The organism is Rhodococcus sp. GQ147 (assembly GCF_059759155.1).
This window is the reverse complement of sequence record NZ_JCAXDU010000001.1, coordinates 390,792-412,921: the sequence shown is the minus strand read 5'-3', so window position 1 is coordinate 412,921 and position 22,130 is coordinate 390,792. Positions and strand designations below refer to the sequence as shown.

The 22,130-nt window shown below is 68.4% G+C and carries 21 protein-coding genes and 1 pseudogene; 12 read left to right on the top strand and 10 right to left on the bottom strand.

The features are described from left to right. Window positions 1-192 precede the first annotated feature (192 nt). The 4 genes from rpsL to tuf all read left to right on the top strand — a co-directional run bounded on the left by rpsL (window position 193) and on the right by tuf (window position 4,569). On the top strand, window positions 193-567 hold the full coding sequence (rpsL, locus tag AC6CID_RS01695; protein WP_006552258.1) for a 30S ribosomal protein S12: 375 nt from the start codon (window positions 193-195) through the stop codon (window positions 565-567). Beyond that, the gene (rpsG, locus tag AC6CID_RS01690; protein ID WP_006552257.1) at window positions 567-1,037 is read left to right on the top strand and encodes a 30S ribosomal protein S7; all 471 of its coding nucleotides are present in this window, start codon (window positions 567-569) and stop codon (window positions 1,035-1,037) included. The genes rpsL and rpsG overlap by 1 nt, the downstream gene beginning before the upstream one ends. Before the next feature lie 146 nt (window positions 1,038-1,183). Continuing rightward, on the top strand, window positions 1,184-3,286 hold the full coding sequence (gene fusA, locus AC6CID_RS01685; RefSeq protein ID WP_220666398.1) for an elongation factor G: 2,103 nt from the start codon (window positions 1,184-1,186) through the stop codon (window positions 3,284-3,286). A gap of 92 nt (window positions 3,287-3,378) precedes the next feature. Further along, a complete protein-coding gene (gene tuf, locus AC6CID_RS01680) occupies window positions 3,379-4,569 on the top strand; it encodes an elongation factor Tu (protein WP_064060461.1) in 1,191 nt (396 codons plus the stop codon). 127 nt (window positions 4,570-4,696) lie between these two features. On the opposite strand, the gene AC6CID_RS01675 is transcribed toward tuf, so the two are convergent. Next, window positions 4,697-5,860, bottom strand: coding sequence for a serine hydrolase domain-containing protein (locus tag AC6CID_RS01675; RefSeq protein ID WP_498353497.1), 1,164 nt, complete (start codon window positions 5,858-5,860; stop codon window positions 4,697-4,699). Window positions 5,861-5,982: 122 nt separating this feature from the next. Then, window positions 5,983-6,561 carry a TetR/AcrR family transcriptional regulator gene (locus AC6CID_RS01670; RefSeq protein ID WP_006552253.1) on the bottom strand — a complete coding sequence of 193 codons (579 nt, stop codon included), beginning with the start codon at window positions 6,559-6,561 and terminating at the stop codon, window positions 5,983-5,985. Window positions 6,562-6,660: 99 nt separating this feature from the next. Between AC6CID_RS01670 and AC6CID_RS01665 the strand changes: the two genes are divergently transcribed. Beyond that, window positions 6,661-7,836 (top strand): oxygenase MpaB family protein, encoded by a 1,176-nt coding sequence (locus tag AC6CID_RS01665; RefSeq protein ID WP_039585351.1) that lies wholly within the window; start codon window positions 6,661-6,663, stop codon window positions 7,834-7,836. Between the two features lie 42 nt (window positions 7,837-7,878). On the opposite strand, the gene AC6CID_RS01660 is transcribed toward AC6CID_RS01665, so the two are convergent. The 5 genes from AC6CID_RS01660 to AC6CID_RS01640 are packed head-to-tail and all read right to left on the bottom strand — an operon-like array spanning window position 7,879 to window position 10,399. Further along, on the bottom strand, window positions 7,879-8,442 hold the full coding sequence (locus tag AC6CID_RS01660) for a hypothetical protein (protein WP_498353496.1): 564 nt from the start codon (window positions 8,440-8,442) through the stop codon (window positions 7,879-7,881). After that, window positions 8,439-9,446, bottom strand: coding sequence for a DUF6286 domain-containing Asp23/Gls24 family envelope stress response protein (locus AC6CID_RS01655; RefSeq protein ID WP_006552249.1), 1,008 nt, complete (start codon window positions 9,444-9,446; stop codon window positions 8,439-8,441). Before AC6CID_RS01655 ends, AC6CID_RS01660 begins: the two co-directional genes overlap by 4 nt. After that, window positions 9,439-9,633: a hypothetical protein gene (locus AC6CID_RS01650; protein WP_006552248.1), complete on the bottom strand. Its 195-nt coding sequence runs from the start codon at window positions 9,631-9,633 to the stop codon at window positions 9,439-9,441. The genes AC6CID_RS01655 and AC6CID_RS01650 overlap by 8 nt, the downstream gene beginning before the upstream one ends. Next, complete coding sequence (locus AC6CID_RS01645) at window positions 9,630-9,941, bottom strand: hypothetical protein (RefSeq protein WP_006552247.1); 312 nt, start codon at window positions 9,939-9,941, stop codon at window positions 9,630-9,632. Before AC6CID_RS01645 ends, AC6CID_RS01650 begins: the two co-directional genes overlap by 4 nt. Beyond that, window positions 9,938-10,399, bottom strand: coding sequence for an Asp23/Gls24 family envelope stress response protein (locus AC6CID_RS01640; RefSeq protein WP_006552246.1), 462 nt, complete (start codon window positions 10,397-10,399; stop codon window positions 9,938-9,940). The genes AC6CID_RS01645 and AC6CID_RS01640 overlap by 4 nt, the downstream gene beginning before the upstream one ends. A gap of 214 nt (window positions 10,400-10,613) precedes the next feature. Between AC6CID_RS01640 and AC6CID_RS01635 the strand changes: the two genes are divergently transcribed. The 3 genes from AC6CID_RS01635 (at window position 10,614) to AC6CID_RS01625 (ending at window position 14,133) form a co-directional block, all read left to right on the top strand. Beyond that, window positions 10,614-11,849: an NAD(P)/FAD-dependent oxidoreductase gene (locus AC6CID_RS01635; protein ID WP_039585347.1), complete on the top strand. Its 1,236-nt coding sequence runs from the start codon at window positions 10,614-10,616 to the stop codon at window positions 11,847-11,849. Between the two features lie 67 nt (window positions 11,850-11,916). Continuing rightward, entirely contained in the window at window positions 11,917-12,720 is an 804-nt protein-coding gene (locus AC6CID_RS01630) for a glutamate racemase (protein WP_006552244.1), read from the top strand. Between the two features lie 162 nt (window positions 12,721-12,882). Beyond that, on the top strand, window positions 12,883-14,133 hold the full coding sequence (locus AC6CID_RS01625; RefSeq protein ID WP_024101657.1) for an MFS transporter: 1,251 nt from the start codon (window positions 12,883-12,885) through the stop codon (window positions 14,131-14,133). A 52-nt stretch (window positions 14,134-14,185) separates the two neighbouring features. On the opposite strand, the gene AC6CID_RS01620 is transcribed toward AC6CID_RS01625, so the two are convergent. Beyond that, window positions 14,186-15,241 (bottom strand): 2Fe-2S iron-sulfur cluster-binding protein, encoded by a 1,056-nt coding sequence (locus tag AC6CID_RS01620; RefSeq protein ID WP_498353495.1) that lies wholly within the window; start codon window positions 15,239-15,241, stop codon window positions 14,186-14,188. Between the two features lie 299 nt (window positions 15,242-15,540). On the opposite strand from AC6CID_RS01620, the gene mdo reads away from it, so the two are divergent. The 3 genes from mdo (at window position 15,541) to madC (ending at window position 19,545) form a co-directional block, all read left to right on the top strand. Then, window positions 15,541-16,812 (top strand): NDMA-dependent methanol dehydrogenase, encoded by a 1,272-nt coding sequence (gene mdo / locus AC6CID_RS01615; RefSeq protein ID WP_024101655.1) that lies wholly within the window; start codon window positions 15,541-15,543, stop codon window positions 16,810-16,812. Window positions 16,813-16,892: 80 nt separating this feature from the next. Then, window positions 16,893-17,996 (top strand): MadB family AAA-type ATPase, encoded by a 1,104-nt coding sequence (locus AC6CID_RS01610; protein ID WP_498353494.1) that lies wholly within the window; start codon window positions 16,893-16,895, stop codon window positions 17,994-17,996. Window positions 17,997-18,003: 7 nt separating this feature from the next. Then, window positions 18,004-19,545, top strand: a complete 1,542-nt coding sequence (gene madC / locus AC6CID_RS01605) for a MadC family VWA domain-containing protein (protein WP_064060477.1) — start codon at window positions 18,004-18,006, stop codon at window positions 19,543-19,545. Between the two features lie 60 nt (window positions 19,546-19,605). Here the strand turns inward: madC and AC6CID_RS01600 are convergent, their stop codons facing one another. Both AC6CID_RS01600 and AC6CID_RS01595 read right to left on the bottom strand, forming a co-directional pair. Continuing rightward, a complete protein-coding gene (locus tag AC6CID_RS01600; protein ID WP_248690851.1) occupies window positions 19,606-19,887 on the bottom strand; it encodes an SRPBCC domain-containing protein in 282 nt (93 codons plus the stop codon). 33 nt (window positions 19,888-19,920) lie between these two features. Continuing rightward, window positions 19,921-20,040 (bottom strand): annotated as a pseudogene (locus tag AC6CID_RS01595) (ArsR/SmtB family transcription factor); the annotation flags it as partial. 58 nt (window positions 20,041-20,098) lie between these two features. Here AC6CID_RS01595 and ggt point away from each other — a divergent pair. After that, the gene (gene ggt, locus AC6CID_RS01590) at window positions 20,099-22,096 is read left to right on the top strand and encodes a gamma-glutamyltransferase (RefSeq protein ID WP_498353493.1); all 1,998 of its coding nucleotides are present in this window, start codon (window positions 20,099-20,101) and stop codon (window positions 22,094-22,096) included. The last annotated feature ends 34 nt before the right edge of the window (window positions 22,097-22,130 follow it).

The following is a 22,130-nucleotide window of genomic DNA, read 5'->3' as shown; positions in this document are numbered from 1 at the left end:
GCGGTCTGTGGATATCTGCAGGAGCGAGCCCCCGGCTGCCTGTGTGGGGGTACGCGACACACCCGACCTCGTGTGCACACGAGGGGCGAGTGCGGGGCAGCAGCTTTCTTGCCCCAACCGATGGATCCCTAATTTCAGAACAGCCGAGGTTGCTCGAAGTGAGCAGCTTCAGACAACGAAGAAAGCCGGTTAATGCCAACCATCAATCAGCTGGTCCGCAAGGGCCGCCGCGACAAGGCCGCCAAGGTCAAGAGCGCGGCGCTCAAGGGCAGCCCCCAGCGTCGCGGTGTGTGCACTCGCGTGTACACCACCACCCCGAAGAAGCCGAACTCGGCTCTCCGTAAGGTCGCCCGTGTGCGCCTGACCTCCCAGGTCGAGGTCACCGCCTACATCCCCGGTGAGGGCCACAACCTCCAGGAGCACTCGATGGTGCTCGTGCGTGGCGGTCGTGTGAAGGACCTCCCGGGTGTGCGCTACAAGATCATCCGCGGCTCGCTCGACACCCAGGGTGTCAAGAACCGCAAGCAGGCCCGCAGCCGCTACGGAGCGAAGAAGGAGAAGGGCTGATGCCACGTAAGGGTCCCGCTCCCAAGCGCCCGCTGATCGCCGATCCGGTCTACGGTTCGCCGCTGGTCACCCAGCTGGTCAACAAGATCCTGCTGGACGGCAAGAAGTCCACCGCCGAGCGCATCGTCTACCAGGCGCTCGAGCAGGCTCGCGAGAAGACCGGTACCGATCCGGTCGTCACCCTCAAGCGCGCGCTCGACAATGTCAAGCCCGCCCTCGAGGTCCGCAGCCGTCGCGTCGGTGGTGCCACCTACCAGGTGCCGGTCGAGGTTCGCCCCGGTCGTTCCACCACGCTCGCACTGCGCTGGCTGGTGACGTTCTCGCGTCAGCGTCGCGAGAAGACCATGGTCGAGCGGCTCGCCAACGAGCTCCTCGACGCGAGCAACGGCCTCGGCGCCTCCGTGAAGCGCCGCGAGGACACGCACAAGATGGCTGAAGCCAACAAGGCGTTCGCGCACTACCGCTGGTGAGTCGTCGCCGACCGGGAGATGCCGTCATCGCGGACCTCCCGGTCGGCTGCTCGCACAACTGTGTCGGTCCCGTAAAGGCCGGCTGACAACACAAGAACATGTGGTCCGCACCCAAGGACCGACACGAGCTACGAGCGGGGTTACCTGTGGCACAGGAAGTGCTGACCGACCTGAACAAGGTCCGCAACATCGGCATCATGGCGCACATCGATGCCGGCAAGACCACCACCACCGAGCGCATCCTCTTCTACACCGGTGTCAACTACAAGATCGGTGAGACGCACGACGGTGCCTCGACCACCGACTGGATGGAGCAGGAGAAGGAGCGTGGTATCACCATCACCTCCGCTGCTGTGACCTGCTTCTGGAACAAGAACCAGATCAACATCATCGACACCCCCGGCCACGTCGACTTCACGGTCGAGGTCGAGCGGTCGCTGCGCGTGCTCGACGGCGCGGTTGCCGTGTTCGACGGCAAGGAGGGTGTCGAGCCCCAGTCCGAGCAGGTCTGGCGGCAGGCGGCCAAGTACGACGTGCCGCGCATCTGCTTCGTCAACAAGATGGACAAGATGGGCGCGGACTTCTTCTTCACCGTGCAGACGATCATCGATCGCCTGGGCGCGAAGCCGCTGGTCCTGCAGCTCCCCATCGGTGCCGAGGATGCCTTCGACGGCGTCGTCGACCTCGTCGAGATGAAGGCGCTCACCTGGCGTGGCACCACCGACATCGGCACCGAGGCCACGGTCGAGGAGATCCCGGCGGAGCTCGCCGACAAGGCTGCCGAGTACCGCGAGAAGCTGCTCGAGACGGTCGCCGAGTCCGACGAAGAGCTCATGGAGAAGTACTTCGGCGGCGAGGAGCTCACCGTCGCCGAGATCAAGGCGGCCATCCGCAAGATGACCGTCAACTCCGAGCTCTACCCGGTGCTGTGCGGCTCCGCCTTCAAGAACAAGGGCATCCAGCCCATGCTCGACGCGGTCATCGACTACCTGCCGAACCCGCTCGACATCGGCGACGTCATCGGCCACCAGGTCGGTAACGAAGAAGAGGAACTGCGTCGTAAGCCCTCGAAGGAGGAGCCCTTCTCGGCTCTCGCCTTCAAGATCGCTGCGCACCCCTTCTTCGGCAAGCTGACCTTCGTCCGCGTGTACTCCGGCCGGATCGACTCGGGCACCCAGGTGCTCAACTCGACCAAGGGCAAGAAGGAGCGCGTCGGCAAGCTGTTCCAGATGCACGCCAACAAGGAGAACCCGGTCGACGAGGCGGTCGCTGGCCACATCTACGCGATGATCGGCCTGAAGGACACCACGACCGGCGACACCCTGTGCGCGCAGGACGCCCCGATCGTCCTCGAGTCGATGACCTTCCCGGACCCGGTCATCCAGGTCTCCATCGAGCCGAAGTCGAAGGCCGACCAGGAGAAGCTGTCGACGGCCATCCAGAAGCTCGCCGAAGAGGACCCGACCTTCTCCGTGGAACTCGACGACGAGACCGGCCAGACCGTCATCGGCGGCATGGGCGAGCTCCACCTCGATATCCTCGTCGACCGCATGAAGCGCGAGTTCAAGGTCGAGGCCAACGTCGGCAAGCCGCAGGTCGCGTACCGCGAGACGATCACCAAGCCGGTCGAGAAGCTCGAGTTCACGCACAAGAAGCAGACCGGTGGCTCGGGCCAGTTCGCAAAGGTCATCATCGGCCTCTCGCCGTTCGTCGGCGAGGACGGCGCGACCTACGAGTTCGAGAACAAGGTCACCGGCGGTCGCATCCCGCGCGAGTACATCCCGTCGGTCGACGCGGGTGCCCAGGACGCCATGCAGTACGGCGTGCTCGCCGGCTACCCGCTGGTGAACCTGAAGGTCACCCTCATCGACGGTGCGTACCACGACGTCGACTCGTCCGAAATGGCGTTCAAGATCGCCGGTTCGCAGGCACTGAAGGAAGCGGCCCGCAAGGCCGCCCCGGTGATCCTCGAGCCCCTCATGGCGGTCGAGGTCACCACGCCCGAGGACTACATGGGTGAAGTGATCGGCGACCTGAACTCCCGCCGTGGCCAGATCCAGGCCATGGAGGAACGCAGTGGTGCCCGTGTCGTGAAGGCGCTGGTTCCGCTCTCGGAGATGTTCGGTTACATCGGCGATCTGCGGTCGAAGACCCAGGGTCGTGCGAACTTCTCCATGGTGTTCGATTCCTACGCAGAGGTTCCCTCGAACGTCGCGAAGGAAATCATCGCCAAGGCGACCGGCGAGTAGCCTCCGGGTTATCCCTCGGTCACCTGCACGACCAAGTAATACAAACCGCACTGCTGCATACAGCAAGCAACAACAGTCCAGGAGGACATCCAGTGGCGAAGGCGAAGTTCGAGCGGACCAAGCCGCACGTGAACATCGGCACCATCGGTCACGTCGACCACGGCAAGACCACCACCACGGCTGCGATCACCAAGGTGCTTGCCGACAAGTTCCCCGACCTGAACGAGAGCTTCGCTTTCGATCAGATCGACAAGGCACCTGAGGAGAAGGCTCGTGGTATCACGATCAACATCTCCCACGTCGAGTACCAGACCGACAAGCGCCACTACGCGCACGTCGACGCCCCGGGTCACGCGGACTACATCAAGAACATGATCACCGGTGCCGCCCAGATGGACGGCGCGATCCTGGTCGTGGCGGCCACCGACGGCCCGATGCCCCAGACGCGTGAGCACGTGCTGCTCGCTCGCCAGGTCGGCGTTCCCTACATCCTCGTCGCCCTGAACAAGGCCGACATGGTCGACGACGAGGAAATCCTCGAGCTCGTCGAGATGGAGGTGCGCGAGCTCCTCGCTTCGCAGGAGTTCGACGAGAACGCTCCGGTCGTCCCGATCTCCGCTCTCAAGGCTCTCGAGGGTGACGAGAAGTGGGTCCAGTCGATCGTCGACCTCATGCAGGCCGTCGACGACTCCATCCCGGACCCGGTCCGTGAGACCGACAAGCCGTTCCTCATGCCCGTCGAGGACGTCTTCACCATCACGGGTCGTGGCACTGTCGTCACCGGCCGTATCGAGCGTGGCGTGATCAACGTCAACGAAGAGGTCGAGATCGTCGGCATTCGCCCCGATTCGACCAAGACCACGGTCACCGGCATCGAGATGTTCCGCAAGCTGCTCGACCAGGGCCAGGCCGGCGACAACGTCGGTCTCCTCGTCCGCGGCATCAAGCGCGAGGACGTCGAGCGTGGCCAGGTCGTCGTCAAGCCGGGCACCACGACTCCCCACACGGAGTTCGAGGGCCAGGCCTACATCCTCAACAAGGAGGAGGGCGGCCGCCACACGCCGTTCTTCAACAACTACCGCCCGCAGTTCTACTTCCGCACCACGGACGTGACGGGCGTTGTGACCCTCCCCGAGGGCACCGAGATGGTCATGCCCGGTGACAACACCGAGATGTCCGTCAAGCTGATCCAGCCGGTCGCCATGGACGAGGGCCTCCGCTTCGCGATCCGCGAGGGTGGCCGCACCGTCGGCGCCGGTCGCGTCACGAAGATCATCAAGTAGGCACCGCCTACGGGATCATCAAGTAGGCACCGCCTACGGGATCATCAAGTGAGCTAGTCCTCACTGACGCTCGAACGGCGTCCACCCTCCGGGTGGGCGCCGTTCGGCGTTTCTGGATCACAAGCGATCAGCCGACGATCTCCTTCAGCTGGTTTGCCACGGGGGTCACCGGTTCCTCCCCGTCGGCCGTCGGGATGTCGCTGTTCACGGCGGCGACGACCACGGCCCGGCGCTCGGGCAGATATCCCACGTAGGTGTTGAAACCGGGGAGTTCGCCCGTGTGGCCGAGCCAGCCGTTCTCGATACCGAGCCCGAGGCCGTAGGCGCGCGTGTCGGTCGCACCGGGGACGTCGAACAGGAACGAGTCGAGACGGAGCTGCTGCATCTCGGGGGAGAGGATGCCCTCGCCCGTCCCGAGGGCCGTGCCCCACAGTTCGAGGTCGTCGACGGTGGAGATCACCGCGCCGGCCGACCATCCCCACGACGGGTTCCAACCGGTCGCATCGGCCGTCTGCCCGTCCGGCTGTCCCTGTTCGGTGATCCCGTACAGGTGCGGTGACGCGATGGCCGCGTCGGTGGGCATCACGGTGTCGGCCATGCCCAGGGGCTCGAAGATGTTCGCCCGGAAGTACTCGTGCAGGCTCTGCCCGGAAACCTGCTCGACGACCAGCCCGAGCGCGATCGTGTTGGTGTTGGAGTACTCGAACCGCTCCCCGGGAGCGAAGTTCGGTGCGTCACCGCGTACGTAGTCGAGGAGTTCGTCCGGGGTCCACGGTGCCTCCGGATCGTCGAAGAGTTGCTGCTGGAATTCCTCGTCGAAGGTGTAGCTGGGGATGCCGCTCACCATCGAGGCCAGCTGACCCAGGGTGGCGACGTCGCCGTTCGGCAGGCCCGGCACATAGCGGCCGATCGGATCCTCCAGCGACAGGCGGTCGTCCTCCGCCAGTTGCAGTAGAGCGGTGATCGTCATCGTCTTCGTGATGCTGCCGATGCGGGTGTGGTCGTCCGGGCCGGGTTCCTCCGATCGATCCGCACCGATCGTGCCGGACGAACCGGTCCACTCGTAGTCCGGGGTGACCACGCGCGCAACGACTCCCGGAAAGCCGACTTCCTCGCGGACGCGGTCGAGCACGTCCTGGAACTCGTCGGCGGGCGCCGCGCCGGTAGCGGTCGCATCGGTCGCAGTCGCATCGGACGTTGCGGCGAGCGGTGATTCGCTCGAGGTGTCGTTGCCGCAGGCGGCCGCGACGGTGAGGATCACGGCGGACAACACGATCGGTAGTCGACGCACAGCACTCTCCTCGGTCGAGACGACGGTGTGAGAACGACAGTGATCAGTATGTGCCGTTCGGCAGGACGTCGGGTCTGTTTTCGAACCCGGAGATGAGCGCGCCGTACACGATGCGCCGTGCGTCAGGCGCTCTCGATCGCGGCGAGGAGCATCCGCGCCGTCACCGCGATCATCCGGGTCCGATCGGATCTCCGGGGCCGCAAGAGGGCGATCCGTGAACACAGGCTCGCCGTCGCTCCCATCACGATGAACACGAGATCGTCGAGTGCTGCGTCGTCGAGATCGGGTCGCAGCCGCGCCGGGATGATGCGTCCGAGCGGCCGCAGCGGACCTTCGACCTCGGCCCACGCGAGTCCGAACTCGATCTCCTCGGAGGTGTACGACACCCGGAGCACCGCGGCGTGTTTCTCGAACGCGGCGGTGAGGCTTTCCACGACCGTCGCCATGGCGTCCTCCGGCTGCTGGTCCATCGCCCGCCCGATGGCGGTGGACAGCGAGGTGGTGATCGCGTGGACGGCGGTCATGCGGAGTTCGTCGAGCACGGCGTCGACGTCGGGGAAGTATCGGTAGACCGTCCCGATGCTCACGTGGGCGTGCTCGGCGAGTGCCGTGGTGCTGATCCGCGCGGTGGGGCTGCGCTCGAGCAACTCGTACGCAGAGATGAGGAGCAACTTGCGGGTGTCGTGACTTCGCTGCTGCACAGGACGCTTCCGAGGGATTCTGCCTGCGGTTCTGTTGCCGCGCGGGGAGCTCATGAAAAGTGAATAGTAAGTGAGGATTCCTCGTGTTTCCATGGATGCATGGAGCGACACATCCCACGTGATCTCGTCAACGCCGACCTTGCGGTGCGCCGATACGCAGATCTCGGCGAGCGCTGGCTCGACGGCATGTGGCAGGCCGACCCGCCGGCCGACGCCGTGGTGAACGACGACTTCGGTCCGAACTCCGCGACGGCTGCCGTGCGCGTCGCACTCACCCACGGTGTCGAGGCGGTCCCCGACGCACCCGAATCCCTGCGAGAGCTGTTCGCCTTCCTCGACGACGAACCCGCCTGGGTAGACCACGACCGCATCGACAACGCCGCCGACGCGCTCGTTCGGCACACGCCGATCCTCGGCATGGTGCTCGGTGCTGCCTCGCTGCTGCGCGGTGCCGGAAACTTCATCGCCGGAAAGCCTCTCGCACTGACGGGCCGCTATGTGAGTCAGCCGGCCGTGCGGTCGGTCGAGGTCGGGGAGTGGTTACGGCACGTCCTCACTCGCGGCGGAATGCGCCGCGACGGAGGCGGATTCGCGTTCACGGTGCGGGTGCGCCTGATCCACGCCCACGTGCGCAAGGGCATTCTCGCGAGCGGGGTGTGGGACGAGGACGCCTGGGGAGTGCCGATCCCGCAGTCGTACATGGCGCTCACGATGGCCGAGTTCGGGCACATCGCGGTCGAGGCGATGCAGATCCTCGGGGTGCGCTTCACCGATCGCGAACTCGACGACATCTACCACCTGTGGCGCTACGTCGGGCACGTGATCGGGATGGGCGAGGAACTGGGCCTGCGCACCGAACGCGATCACATCGCGGTCGAGGACCTGTACCGGCTCACCTCGCCCGGCCCCAGCGACGAGGACCGGGATTTCGTCACCGCGCTGACCGAGCAGTATCTCGTCCCGGAGCTGGCCAACCTGCTGCCGGGCACCGCACCGATCCGGACGACGGTCGCCCGCACGGTGATGCACTCGCTGCAGCGGGTGTTCATCGGTGACGCCGACGCCGACGCCCTGCACATCCCCGACAGCCCGCTCAAGCACGTCCTCGGACGCGTCGGGCCGCTGCTCGCGCTCGTCGACCGCGTCCAGGAATTCCGCTATCCGGACCTCGAACGCACCACGCAGCGGGCGTACAAGGTGCGCGACGTGGCGATGGACCGGATGCGCGTGGACTACAGCGTCGAGCACGACCTCGTGGACGCGGCCCGAAGCTGAGCCACCCCGGGCCGGATGGGTTCCGGCCCGGGGTGGGTGGGCTCAGTGGACATCCACAGCCGGGTCGAGATGTACCAGGACCTGCGTCGCCACGTGCGCCCCGCCGAGAGCGCGCGCGACCCGCTGGGCGGCATCCTCCGCGGCTTCCGTCAGCTCGGTGACATCGATGGTCGGGTCGGCGTGCACCACCACCGAGAGCGTCGGCAGGTGGCGTTCGACGACCGCGCGTCCGCGCACGGCCCGCACGCCCGGCAGGGCGGCGAGTTCGGCTGCCATACCGTCGACGACGGGACCGAGTTCGACACCGAGGGTCGCGTCGGTGACCTGGTCGTAGAGCTGCACGGTCGACGTGCGCCGGCGCGACAGGTTGACAGCGAGCAACGCGATGCCGAGCACGAGTCCGCCCGCGAAGACCGACCACAGGGCCGGTGTCCACCACGACTGGTCCGGGACGTCGGTCACGCGGGGACGGTCGAGACGCGAGAGTTGCTCTCGAGCTAGGGGAACCTGCCACACCCACGCCAGGGCGAATGCGCCGGCACCGGCGAGGGCGAGGCCCGCCAGGAAGGTGACGAGCCGATTCGCCAGCACGGTACGGAGTTTCACCGCGCCACCTCCACCACGAGTTCGACGGGGTCGGCGAGCGCCGCGAGGTTCGGGGCGACCGCGCCGCGCACGGACGCGGTGATCTCGTCGACCGGTGTCTCGTCCTCGATCGAGATGCGCACCACGGCACGGCGACGGTCGACGACCGTGCGGGCCGTGCGCACGCCGGTGAGCGCGGACGCGTGGGCGCTGCACATGCGTGCGACGTCCGTGCGCCGCATCCACACCGTGGGCACCGGCCCCGCGACCTGCAGCGGCACATGCGTCCGGCGGCGGGGTTTGAGGGCGACGACGATCAGGACGATCCCGAGGACGAGGCAGACGCCCGCGACGGGTGCGAGCCAGGTGTGCCAGTGCAGACGGCCGAACCACTCGAAGGAGTTGCGCAGCCACGGGGCACCGCCGTACGTCCCGTTGACGATGAGCAGTTCCCGGGCGGCGACGAACGACAGGGCGAGCGCCGCGATCGCCACGATCGCGGCGGCGGGTGCGGCCGCGGGCGGCGCCAGCGGTGGCAGGGGAGCGACGGTGGGGATGTCGGGATGCGGAGTGGTCCGCGCCGCGACGATGTCGGATTCCAGGTACTCGACGGGTGGCTGCGCCTCGTCGGTCTCGCCGTCCTCGACGAGCGCGGTCGCGACGATGAGCACGTTGAGTTCGCTGATCCGCATGCCCGTCAGGTCGTTCAGCTGGCGTTCGACCGCGTCGTGGACCCGGCGGGTGAGCATCGCCGCGTCGTACGGCCATTCGGCGGCGATGTAGAGATTCACCGCGACGGCCTTCGCGCCGGTGGTGACGTCGGCCCGGGGCAGGTCGCGGCCGGTGAGACGCAGGATCCCACCTCCGCTGTGCCGCACCACACCGGGAACGCCGAGCGCGGCAGCCGCGGCGATGCGTTCGATCGCACGGTCCTTGACGACAAGGCTGCCGCGTTCGCCCGGGGGAACGACCCCGGTCCCGGTGTCGTCGGATGTCCCGACGTCGGACGCGGTGGGATCAGCCACGGCCCCGACTCCTCAACAGGGCGCCGAGGTCGAGGTGGCCGTCGCGATGGGCGCCGATCGCGGCACCGAGCGCGCCGAGCAGCACGGCGAACAGCAGACCGCTGAACCCGCCGATGATGCCGGCGAGGGCCAGGAGCAGCCCCGCGAGGAGTCCGACGACGGTGTTGCTGACGGGTGTGTGGTTCACGATGGGGCTCCTTCTCGTTCACCGGCGTGGACATCTTCGATGGTCACTTGGACGGGGACGTCCACCAGCGGGGACACCCGGACGCGGACGGCGTCGGCGACGGCCGGGAGATCGGCGGGGATCCGCACGACGATGTGCACCGCGCACAGCTGATCGGTCAGCCGCACACCTTCGACCCGTCGGCCGGGCAGATAGGTGGCGACCTCCCCGAATGCGCCGCGGTGCAGACCCACGACGCCGGGAACGGACAGCGCAGCGTCCGCCACCAGGTCGGCCGCATTCGCCTGCGCTGCTGATCCGGGGTTCACTGCACGCGGGGTTTGGCGTCGTCGGTGAGGGCCGCGGCCTCTTCGTGGAGCATCACGTCGAAGACCGTGATGTTGACCTCGGTGACCTCGAGTCCCGTCATGCGTTCGACCGCAGCGATGACGTTGTGCCGGATGGCGACGGCGAGTTCGTGCAGCGCGACGCCGTATTCGGCGACGATGCCGATGTCGATCGCGGCCTGACGTTCACCGACCTCGACGGCGACACCCTGTCCGTGGTTGATGCGCGCACCGGGGATGCGGTCGCGCAGTGCGCCCACGACGCGGGCGGTGCCGGCGCCCACCTCGATGACGCCGCTGATCTCGCGGGTCGCGAGCCCCGCGATCTTGGCCACCACCGCGTCCGCGATGATCGTGCGGCCCTGCGGGTCGGCGGATCCGGAGGAGGTTCCGGCGCCGAACTGTATGCGGCTGATACCTGCGCCGCTGTCGCTGGTCATGAGGGGCTCCCAGGTAGGTGTACCGGTCGTGTTCCGTGCTCGATCCTGTGCTGGATCCCATTGTCCTCACGGTGCCTCGAACTCTAACGGCCGACGTAGGTCTGTCGCCCGTCGTCGCTGTTTGGTAAGAACGTGGGACGCGGAGTGGGATGCATCACTACCGCGCGGCACGCGCATGCGTGTCACAACAGACGAAGCGAAGGATGGGCCGAGGGTGTCGAACGAGCGGGAGACCGAGAGTACGCCGGAGCGCGTCGTGGTCGTGGGCGCCGGCCTGGCGGCGGTGCGTACCGCCGAAGAGCTGCGCCGGGCCGGATACGAGGGCGAACTCGTGCTCGTCGGCGACGAGACGCACCTGCCCTACGACCGCCCGCCCCTGTCGAAGGAGGTCCTGCGCGGCGACCGCGACGACACGACTCTTCGGCCGAGCGAGTTCTTCGGCGACAACCGCATCGAGTTGATGCTCGGTGCCGCGGCTCGCTCGGTCGACACCGCGTCGCGCATCCTCACGCTCAGCGACGGCACCGAACTCGGCTACGACGAACTCGTCGTCGCCACGGGTCTGCGGCCCCGCCGCATCCCCGGTCTGCCGGATCTGGCGGGGGTCCACGTCCTGCGGTCGCTCGAGGACAGCCGCGCCCTGCGCGAGGCGATCGTTCCGGGTGCCCGCGCGCTCGTCGTCGGTGCCGGGTTCATCGGGTGCGAGGTCGCGGCGAGCCTGCGGGCGCGCGAGGTGGAGGTCGTGCTGGTCGAACCGCAGCCCACCCCGCTCGCATCGGTGCTCGGTGCCGAGGTCGGTGCTCTGGTCACCCGCCTGCACACCGCCGAGGGCGTCGACGTGCGTGCCGGCGTCGGATTGTCGGAGATCCGCGGCGACGGCCGTGTCACCTCCGCCGTCCTCGGCGACGGCCGTGTCACCTCCGCCGTCCTCGGCGACGGCAGCGAGATCGACGTCGACCTCGTCGTGCTGGGCATCGGTTCGATCCCGGCCACCGAGTGGCTCGAGGGATCGGGTGTCGAAGTCGAGAACGGTGTCGTGTGCGACGGCACGGGCCGCACCTCCACCCCGCACGTGTGGGCCGTCGGCGATGTCGCGTCCTGGCAGGTACCGGCTGGTGGGCGCAGGCGCATCGAGCACTGGACGAACGCCGGCGAGCAGGCATCCGTCCTGGCGAAGACCATCATGGGCGTCGAGGCCGGGGCCGCCGCACAGGTGCCCTACTTCTGGAGCGACCAGTACGACATCAAGATCCAGGGCCTCGGTGCGGTCACCGCCGACGACACGGTGCACGTCGTGCGCGACGACGGCCGCAAGTTCCTCGCGTACTACGAGCGCGACGGCAGGTTCGTCGGCGCTGTGGGCGGCGGCCTGCCCGCGCTGGTCATGAAGTCGCGCGCGAAGATCGCTGCGGGCGCCCCGATCGACGAGCTGCTCACGGCGGCGGTCTAGGGGAGTGAGCTGCGCGCCGGAACGACCGCCGTCGGGCCGGCCGTGCGCGACCCGCTAGATTCGTAGGGTGATCGTTGCGCTCATCGACTCGGGTCTCGGGCTGTTGCCGACGTCCGCGTGGCTGCGACGGTTGCGTCCCGATCTCGACCTCATGTTGTCGACGGATCCCGACGGTGCCCCGTGGGGCCCGAAGTCTCCGGACTGGGTGATCGACCGGGTCGTCACCACCGCCCGTCGCGCCGTCGCCCGGGGCGCCGAGGTGGTCGTGCTCCCATGCAACACCGCATCGGTGACCGCCCTCGAACACGTCCGGGCCGATCTCGGTCCGGCGGTGCCCGTGGTGGGCACGGTCCCCGCGGTCAAGCCCGCGGCCGCGGCGTGCGATTCGGTGGCGATCTGGGCCACCGCGGCGACCACCGCGAGCAGGTACCAGGCGAATCTGATCGACCAGTTCGCGAACGGGTCCGAGGTCGTCGGCGTGGCGTGTCACGGACTTGCCGACGCCATCGATGCGGGTGATCGGGTGGCCGTCGCCGCAGCGGTCGCCTCCGCGGCCGAGCGCACCCCTCGGGATGTCCAGGGTGTGGTTCTCGGTTGCACCCACTATCCGCTTGTCGCCGACACCATCATCGAACACCTGCCGGCCGGAGTGCGCCTGTTCGACAGCGCCGAGGCCGTCGCACGGCAGACGCTGCGCCGGATCGATGCGCTCGGGCGACCCGCCTCGGGTTCGGGCCGTGTCGAAGTCTTCCGCAGCGGTGTGCCCGGAGAGTTGCCGCTGGCAGCGACGGTCTTCGCTGCCGGTCGCGCCCTGCTCGCGGCGCCCGGCGACATGCGGGACGAGGACGTCGAGGACGCCACCTCCCTCTGAGTGTCCGAGCCGTCGGGTGGATGGCCGGAGGAATACTTCGTCGAGCGAAGTATGTTGGTGAAGGGGTGTTCACCAATTCGCGCGGAGGCGCTCGTTCGTTTCCGCGTGGGACACGCCGTTCGTCTCTCGCGTGGAACGCGCCGATCACCTTCTGGAGGTTCGATGACTGCTCCCGTCCAGCCCCGCGGCCGTATCCGCTCGTTCGGTTTCGCCGTGGTCGGCCTGGGAGCGTTCACCCTCACCGCGTCGTCGTCGGCACCGTCACCGCTGTATCCCGTCTACCAGCAGATGTGGGGGTTCTCCGCGGCGATGCTCACGGTGGTGTTCGCGGTCTACGTGCTCGCACTGCTCGCGGCGCTCGTGACGGTGGGGTCGCTGTCCGACCACGTCGGGCGCAGACCCGTGATCGTGACGGCCCTGCTGTTGCTCGCGGCGAGCATGGTGGTCTTCATCGCCTCCCCGGGGGTGGGGTGGCTGATCGTCGCGCGGATCCTGCAGGGTCTGGCGGTGGGCGCGGCGACGAGCGCGCTGGCGGCGGCCGTGATCGAGATGCAGCCGAACAGGCACATCGGTCCGCTGATCAACACCGCGGCGCCGTCGCTCGGCCTCGCGCTCGGCGCGGCGGGAGCCGGCGTACTCGTACAGTTCGCGCCGCTCCCCACGGTCCTGAGTTATGCGGTCGTCGGCGTTCTCGCCGTCGTGCTGGCGATCGCGCTGATCTTCGTGCCGGAGACCTCGCCGTCGGTGGGTTTCCCGTCGCGACGCGACGCTCTGCGGAGCCTGGTGCCGAGCGCGTCGGTGCCCCGTGAGGTCCGGGGCCGCTATCTGCTCATCCTGCCCAGTCTGATGTCGGCGTGGGCACTCGGCGGGCTGTACATGTCGCTGGGGCCCTCGATCGTCGACTCGGTGTTCGGTATCGACAACCGCCTCGCCGCGGGTCTGGCGATCGGCACGCTGTTCACGGCGGGCACGGTCGCGGCGACCACCACGGCCCGCCGCGACCCCCATCGCATCGTGATCCTCGGGGCCGTGTTGCTCGCGACGGGACTGGCCGCGGTGATCACCGCGCTCCTCACGGGATGGGTCGCGGCGTACTACGCGGGTACCGCGGTCGCCGGCTTCGGCTGGGGTTCGACCTTCGTCGCGGCCATGGGCGTGGTCGGCTCGCTCGGCCGACCCCACGAGCGCGGCCGGATATTCGCAACGACCTTCGTCGTCTGCTACTTCGCGTTCTCGGTGCCCGCGATGGCCGCCGGGGCGGCGGCCGGATCGTTCGGCCTGATGTCCACCGCCGTCGGCTACGGCGTGGTCGTCGCCGTGCTGGCGCTCGTGGCCGGGGTCGGCGTGCTCGTGCGAAAGCCGAAGCCCGACTCCGCCGGGATGCGGGAAGTGCCCGTCCCCGCCCGTTCGTAGGGGCCGGGCACTTCCGCAGAGAGCGGGATCAGCGGGGCGTGAACCCGCCGGCTCAGAACTCGATCTTGAGGTGGTCGGTCACCGGCCGGGCCTGGCAACCGAGGATGTAGCCCGCCTCGATGTCCTCGGGGTCGAGCACGTCGCAGTTCTCCATCTCGACCTTGCCCTCGAGCACGGTGCACGCGCACGATCCGCATTCGCCCTCCTGACACGAATACGGCACGTCGATGCCCTTCGCGAGCATGATGTCGACGAGGGTCTGCGTACGCGGCCACGAGAGCTTGTGGACCTCGCCGTCGAGTTCGACCTCGACGGTCGCGGCGTCGGCGGCGTCCTCGTCGCTGACCTCGACCGGCGCCTGGTCGGCGAACGGGTCGCCCGACAGCGAGTTGAAGACCTCGGCGTGCACGCGGGCGCGGGGCATGCCCACGGTGTTCAGTGCCTGGTGGACCGTGTCCATGAACGGTCCGGGGCCGCACATGAACGCCTCGTACGACTCGTAGGGCGTTGCGATCGCCGCGAGCTGGTCGGCGGTGGGCAGACCCTGGACGGACTCGAGCCAGTGCACGACGGTCAGGCGCGTCGGGTACTTCTCCGCGAGAGCCCGCAGCTCCTCGGCGAAGATGACGGACTTCTCGTCGCGGTTGGCGTAGACCAGCACCACCGTGCCGCCGCCCTGGGTGAGCGCGGACTTGAGGATCGAGATCACCGGGGTGATGCCGCTGCCGGCGCCGAACAGCAGGAAGTCGTGGTCGAGCGACTTCGGGGTGAAGACGCCCGCGGGAGGGAGCACCTCGAGGGTCTGTCCGGCCGCGAGGTTGTCGCACAGCCAGTTGGATCCGTAGCCGTCGGAGGTGCGCTTGACGGTGACCTTGGGGGCGTCGTCGGTGAACGGCGAGCTCGCGAGCGAGTAGCAGCGGGCCACCGAGCCCGTCCGGTCGCTCGGGATGCGCAGGGTGAGGAACTGGCCGGGCCGGTAGGCGAATTTGTCGCGCAGCTCGTCCGGGACGGCGAACACGATCGACCGCGTGTCGGCGGTCTCCTCGACGACGGCGGACACGGTGAGGATCACCGAGCGTGAGCCGTGGGGCACCTCGACAGTCGTCATGGGTGGGTCTCGTCCTCTCCTGCAAAGATGGCCGCGCACGACCGAATCTAGAACGTGTTCTAATTCAGGTTACCAGCGCACATGGGATGAGGAAAACGGTACCGGCACTGCTCGGGCGGGTGCGGCGCCCACCCGGTCAGCGGGAGGTGCCCTACCCGAACGGGTGGTGCCCCCGCGGCGACCGGACGGTTTCGGCCGCTGCGTCTTTCACGCCTCGCAGCTCTGGTCGATGGTGAATCGCGGATGAGGTCCACATCACACTCCCGATCCGGTACACCCCCTCTGCGAGGAGATACACCATGGCAATCGAGCTCAATCAGATCTGGGACTTCCCGATCAAGGAATTCCACCCCTTCCCCCGCGCGCTGATGGGTGTCGGCGCCCACGACATCCTCGGCGTCGAGGCGAAGAACCTCGGCTTCAAGCGCGCCCTGCTGATGACCACCGGCCTGCGCGGATCGGGGATCATCGAGGAGCTCATCGGCAAGATCGAGTACCAGGGCGTCGAGGTCGTCCTCTACGACAAGGTCGAGTCCAACCCCAAGGACTACAACGTCATGGAGGCCGCGGCGCTCTACCAGAAGGAGAAGTGCGACTCGATCATCTCCGTCGGGGGCGGATCGAGCCACGACGCCGCGAAGGGCGCCCGCGTCGTGATCGCCCACGACGGCCGCAACATCAACGAGTTCGAGGGCTTCGCGAAGTCCACCAACAAGGAGAACCCGCCGCACATCGCCGTCTCCACGACCGCCGGTACCGGCTCCGAGACGTCTTGGGCCTACGTCATCACCGACACCTCCGACATGGACCACCCACACAAGTGGGTCGGCTTCGACGAGGCCACGATCGTCACCCTCGCGATCGACGACCCGCTGCTCTACTACAGCTGCCCCCAGCACTTCACCGCCTACTGCGGTTTCGACGTCCTCGCCCACGGCTCCGAGCCGTACGTCTCCCGGCTGGACTTCGCCCCGTCGCTCGGCAACGCCCTGTACTCGATCGAGCTCGTCGCGAAGCACCTGCGTGAAGCGGTCTTCGAGCCGCGCAACCTCAAGGCCCGCGAAGGCATGATGAACGCCCAGTACATCGCCGCGCAGGCCTTCAACTCCGGCGGCCTCGGCATCGTGCACTCCATCTCGCACGCCGTCTCGGCCTTCTTCGACAGCCACCACGGCCTCAACAACGCCATCGCCCTACCGCGCGTGTGGGAGTACAACCTGCCCTCCCGCTACGAGCATTACGCCCGCATCGCCACCGCGATGGGCGTGGACACCCGCAACATGACCACCGTCCAGGCCGCCGACGCGGCCGTCGAAGCGGCGATCCGGCTCGCGAAGGACGTCGGCATCCCCGACAACTTCGGGCAGGTGCGCACCGACTCGTACGAGAAGAACCAGATGAACACCAAGAAGTATGCGGGTCGCGGAGACGCGATCCGCGGCGACGAGAAGACCGTCCGGGCGATCTCCGAGCACATCCAGGACGACTGGTGCACCCCGGGCAACCCCCGCGAGGTCACCGTCGACTCGATGATCCCGGTCGTCGACCACTGCATCAACCGGTCCTACTGAGAACCCGCGCTCCCGGGGCGTCCCCTGCGCCCCGGGAGCGCCCTGCTCCGCTGCGACCACGCCACAGAAGGAGACCCCGGATGACCCCGTTCGCCTCGGGCGCCGAGTTGAAGGATGCGCTGCGCCGGCACGACTACATCGCCGACGACGAGTTCGCGACCGTCGTGCACCTCGCCACCGCACTCGAGCGGCCCCTACTGCTCGAAGGCCCCGCCGGGGTCGGCAAGACCGAACTGGCCAAGGCGCTCGCCGCGGTCGGCGGCCGGAAACTGGTTCGACTGCAGTGCTACGAAGGGCTCGACGACAGCCGCGCCCTCTACGAGTGGGACTACGCCAAACAGCTGCTGCACGTGCAGATGCTGCGCGACCGCATCGGCGAACTGCTCGCCGGTCGCGCCGACCTCGCGGACGCGTCGAAGTTCCTCGCGCAGCAGGACTTCGGACTGTACTCGGAGACCTTCCTGTCGGTCCGTCCGCTGCTCGAGGCCGTGCTCTCGGAGGAGCCGGTGGTCCTGCTCGTCGACGAGGTGGACCGCACCGAGGAATCCATGGAGGCACTGTTGCTCGAGGTGCTCGCCGAACGGCAGGTGACGATCCCCGAGGTCGGCACGTTCACGGCCCGGTCCACACCGTGGGTGATCCTGACCTCCAACGACACTCGCGAGTTGTCACCCGCGCTCAAGCGTCGCTGCCTGCACTACCACGTCGGATACCCGACACACGAGCGTGAACGCGAGATCGTCACCGCGCGGGTGCCGGACGTGCGCCCGGGAACGGCTCACCAGATCGTCGACCTGTCCCGGACCCTGCGCGATCTGCCGCTGCGCAAGAGTCCCTCGATCTCGGAGGTCATCGACGCCGCACGTGCGGCGACGGTGATGGGACACGACGCCGACGACCCGGATTCGCTGGGCGGCATGCGCGACGTGCTGCTGGCGACGCTGCTCAAGTACACCGGCGACGTCGACCTCGCGAAGACCCGGCTCGGCGGTGCGGCACCGGCAGCCGCGGTGTCCGAACCGATCGCACCCGAAGCGAGTGCGCCCGAAGCTGTTGTGACCGAATCTGTTTCGTCGCGTGAACGCGTGACGGTCGCATCGCGCCCGGCGAACACCACGACGGCCGTCTTCCGGGGGCGCGGTGGTGGCGGTCGCGACGCCGCGGGCAGCGGACTGCGGGGGTGACCCCGCAATGCACGCATCCCGGGTCACACAGGTGACCGCGCTCGACGAGCGTCGCCCCCGCTACGTGCTCGACGTGGTAGCGGCGGTGTTCGGCCTGCTCCTGCGACGCCACGGTGTCGCGGCGTCACCGGCCGAGAGCATCGAGGTGCGCCGGGTGCTCGACCTGGTCTCCGTCCGCGAGCGGGATTCACTGCGCTCGTGCCTGCGGGCGGTGTGCGCCAAGTACCCGCACGAGCGGGCCGGTTTCGAGCGCGCTTTCGACGAGTTGTTCGGTGCGGTCGACGCCGCCGTCGCCGCGAGCGGCGGCGGTCCCGCCCGGGCGCAGTTCGCCGAATCCCTGCCGGCAGCGCTCGAGATCGGCGACGACCCGAGCATCGCGCGCTACGCCGAGTACAACGACCGCGCAGCCGAGGTCGGCGACCACTTCGACACCCCGGAGGCCCGCAAGGGGTTCAACCCGCACAAGGACGACGACGATGTGTCGATGACGTCGTCCGATGCCGATCTGTCGGTGGACACGGGTGCGGACTCGGGCCGTCGCGGCGTCACCTACACCGTCGACGTCGAGAATGCGGCGACCACGACGGTGGGTGATCTGTCCGGTGAACCGGGTGCCGCGGTCGTCGGATCGCTGTCGTGGGACGACCCGGCGTCGATCCTCGCGTGGCTCGACGCCTACGACCCGCACCGCACCTACGGGGGAGAGGTCCTCGACGAACCCCTCTCCGCATCGCAACTCGCGCGACTCGTGGACGCGGTCGAGGCGTTCGTCGCCTCACTCGCCGCCGCGGTGCCGGGCGCCGAGGGTGTCGAGGCGCCCGAATCGCACGACGCCGCCGGCATCGATCGCGCCGAGATCGAGCTCGCGTGCCACGAGGTGCTGCGCCGCATGCGCGGACCGGTCCGGCCCCATCCGCGTGAGCGGACCCGCGGACGGCTCGACATGCGCAGGACCGCCCGGGCGGGGATGCGGACCGACGGTGTGCCGTTCCGGCTCGTCGTCCGCGCACCCCGCCCCGACCGGGTGCGGCTGCTCGTCCTCGCCGACGTCTCGCTGTCGGTCCGCCCGATCACATCGTTCACGCTCCGGCTCGCCCAGGCGATGCACGGGCGGGCGCACCGGTGCCGGGTGGTCGCCTTCGTCGATCGTCCGGTGGACGTGACGACACAGTTGCTCGCCGCCGGCGGTGACGGTGCCCTGGCCGCCGTACTCGCCCATCCTGCCGTCGATCTCGAGGCGAGCAGCGACTACGGAAGGATGTTCGACGAACTGCTCACCGAGCACTCCGGATCGATCGACGGCCGGACGTCGGTGCTTGTCGTGGGGGACGGGCGCTGCAACGGCCTGCCCCCGCGCACCGATCGGCTCGAGGAACTCCGTCGCCGCGTGCACCGCCTCGCGTGGATCACGCCCGAACCCGAGCGGTACTGGACGCAGGCGACCTGCGCGATGCCCGGCTACGCCGAACTGTGCGACGAGGTGGTCGTCGCCCGCGACGGCGCGCAACTGCTCGCGCGCGCCGCCGAACTCGGCCACGCCCTGCGGTGAACGGCGCTCACCGCGTCGCGGACCCGGCAAGCAGTTCCTCGAGTCGTTCGAAGCCCTCGGTCAGGCCGGTCTCCATACCCGCTTCCGCCATGCCGTCGCGGGCCTCCTGTCTCGGGTACACGGAATGGCCGACCAGCTTGCAGGGACGTTCCCGAGGTCGACGAAGGTGAGCGTCTCGAGGCTCACCACATCAGGGAACCCGAGATATTCGAAGGTCTGGACGATGAACTCGTTCTCGCGGACGGTGTGGAAGACACCCGCGAAGCGGTAGCTGCCGCTGTCGTCGGAGTGTTCGTAGCGGTACGAACCGCCGGTGCGGAGGTCGTACTCCTCGATCTTCATCTCCAGGCCGCGCGGGCCGAGCCACTGCGCGACGGCGTCGAGACCGCGGAACTGCTGTTCCTTCACCAACCGGTAGCGGTCGATCCAGGAGGTCAGCATCTCCAGCCGTGCGGGCTTCAGGTGGACGGGCCGGCGCTGGGCGTCGCGCGTGCGCAAACGGATCGCGGTCGAATTCCCTACGGGCACTCACGTGCCCGGCTACGGTCAGTGAATGGTCCTGCCCTCGAGAGCCCGGTCCGGTGTCCGCGCGGCCTTCGCCGCGGCCGTCTCGATCACCCTCCTCGGCGCGTGTACGTCCGCGTCGGACGATATGGAGTCGGGCGGTACGGCTGACGTGCAGGAGACCGCGGCAGCCGCGACCTGCACCGCCGAACCCAACGGCACCCCGATCGCCGAGACGCAGCCGGCGACGGAGACCGGGGATCGCGACATCTCCACGAACCCCGAGATCGCGACCGGTTACCGCGCCGGCATGACCGCGGTGACCACCTCCTCCTTCGCCGTGTCGACGGCCAATCCCGCATCCACCGAAGCGGCATGCGAGGTCCTGCGCGACGGCGGGACCGCGGCCGACGCACTCGTCGCCGCCCAGATGGTCCTCGGTCTGGTCGAACCCCAGTCGTCGGGTATCGGCGGCGGAGCGTTCCTGGTGTACTACGACGCCGAGTCCGGTGAGGTGAAGGCATACGACGGCCGCGAGACGGCACCGATGTCCGCGACCGAGAACTATCTGCGCTGGACCAGCGACACCGATCGCACCGAACCCCGCCCCGACGCGCGTGCGAGCGGCCGCTCGATCGGCGTGCCCGGCGTCGTGCGGATGCTCGAAACCGTCCACGCGAAGCACGGGAGTGCCGCGTGGGGCGAATTGTTCCGCCCCGCGATCGATCTCGCCGATCAGGGCATCGTGATCAGCGACCGTCTGGCGCAGTCGATCGCCGATTCCGCCGAACAGCTCGCCGTCGACGACGAGGCCCGCGCCTACTTCCTGCAGGCCGACGGCTCGCCCAAGCCCGAAGGTGAGATCCTCACGAATCCGGCGATGTCCAAGACGCTCTCGGCGATCGCCACCGACGGCGCCGACGCCTTCTACACCGGTGACATCGCGGCCGGCATCGTCGAGTCCACCGGCACCGATTCGGGCGGGCGTACACCCGGAACGATGACCCTCGACGATCTCGCCGTCTACGAGGCGAAGGAACGGCAACCGCTGTGCACCCGCTACCGCGAGTACGAGATCTGCGGGATGCCCAACCCGTCCTCGGGTGGCATGGCGGTCGCGGCGACGCTCGGCATCCTCGAGAACTTCGACCTCGCGTCGCTGCCGCCGGGTGATGTCGATGCCGACGGTGGCGTCCCCGACGCGGATGCGGTGCACCTGATCTCCGAAGCCGAACGACTCGCCTACGCCGATCGCGACAAGTACGTCGCCGACGCCGATTTCGTGCCCCTGCCGGGTGGCTCGCTCGAGACCCTGGTGAACCCGGACTACCTGTCCGAACGCGCAGGGCTGATCGACCCCGGCAAGAGCATGGGCGAGGCGCAGCCCGGCGACTTCGGTCCGGTCCCGCTCGGCATGCCGCCGCAGAGCCCCGAACACGGCACCAGCCACATCTCGGTCGCGGACAGCTACGGCAACGTCGCATCCATGACGACCACCATCGAGTCGGCCTTCGGCTCGTTCCACATGACCGACGGCGTCCTCCTCAACAATCAGCTCACGGACTTCTCGGCCGAACCGGTCGACGAGGAGGGGCTGCCCGTCGCCAACCGCGTCGAACCCGGCAAGCGGCCGCGCAGCTCGATGGCCCCGACGCTCGTCTTCGATCGCACCTCCGACGGCGGTCGCGGCGACATCCGGATGGTGGTCGGGTCGCCGGGCGGCTCGGTGATCATCCAGTTCGTCGTCAAGACACTCGTGAACACTCTCGACTGGGGACTCGACCCGCAGCAGGCCGTCTCGGCCGTGTCGTTCGGCGCTGCGAACACCCCCGTCACAGGGGTCGGCGGCGAGCATCCGGCGATCGACGGTGCCGACGACGGAGCGACCGATCCACTCGTGCAGCAGCTCCGCGACAGGGGCCACGAGGTGTCCGTCGCCCCGCAGTCCAGTGGACTGAGCGCGCTGCTGCGTCAGGGGGAGGGATGGATCGGTGGCGCCGACCCCCGACGCGAGGGCGCCGTGATGGGTGATACCGGCGGGCAGTGACGATCGGCGCCCTATATCCGTCGAGCGCGGATCG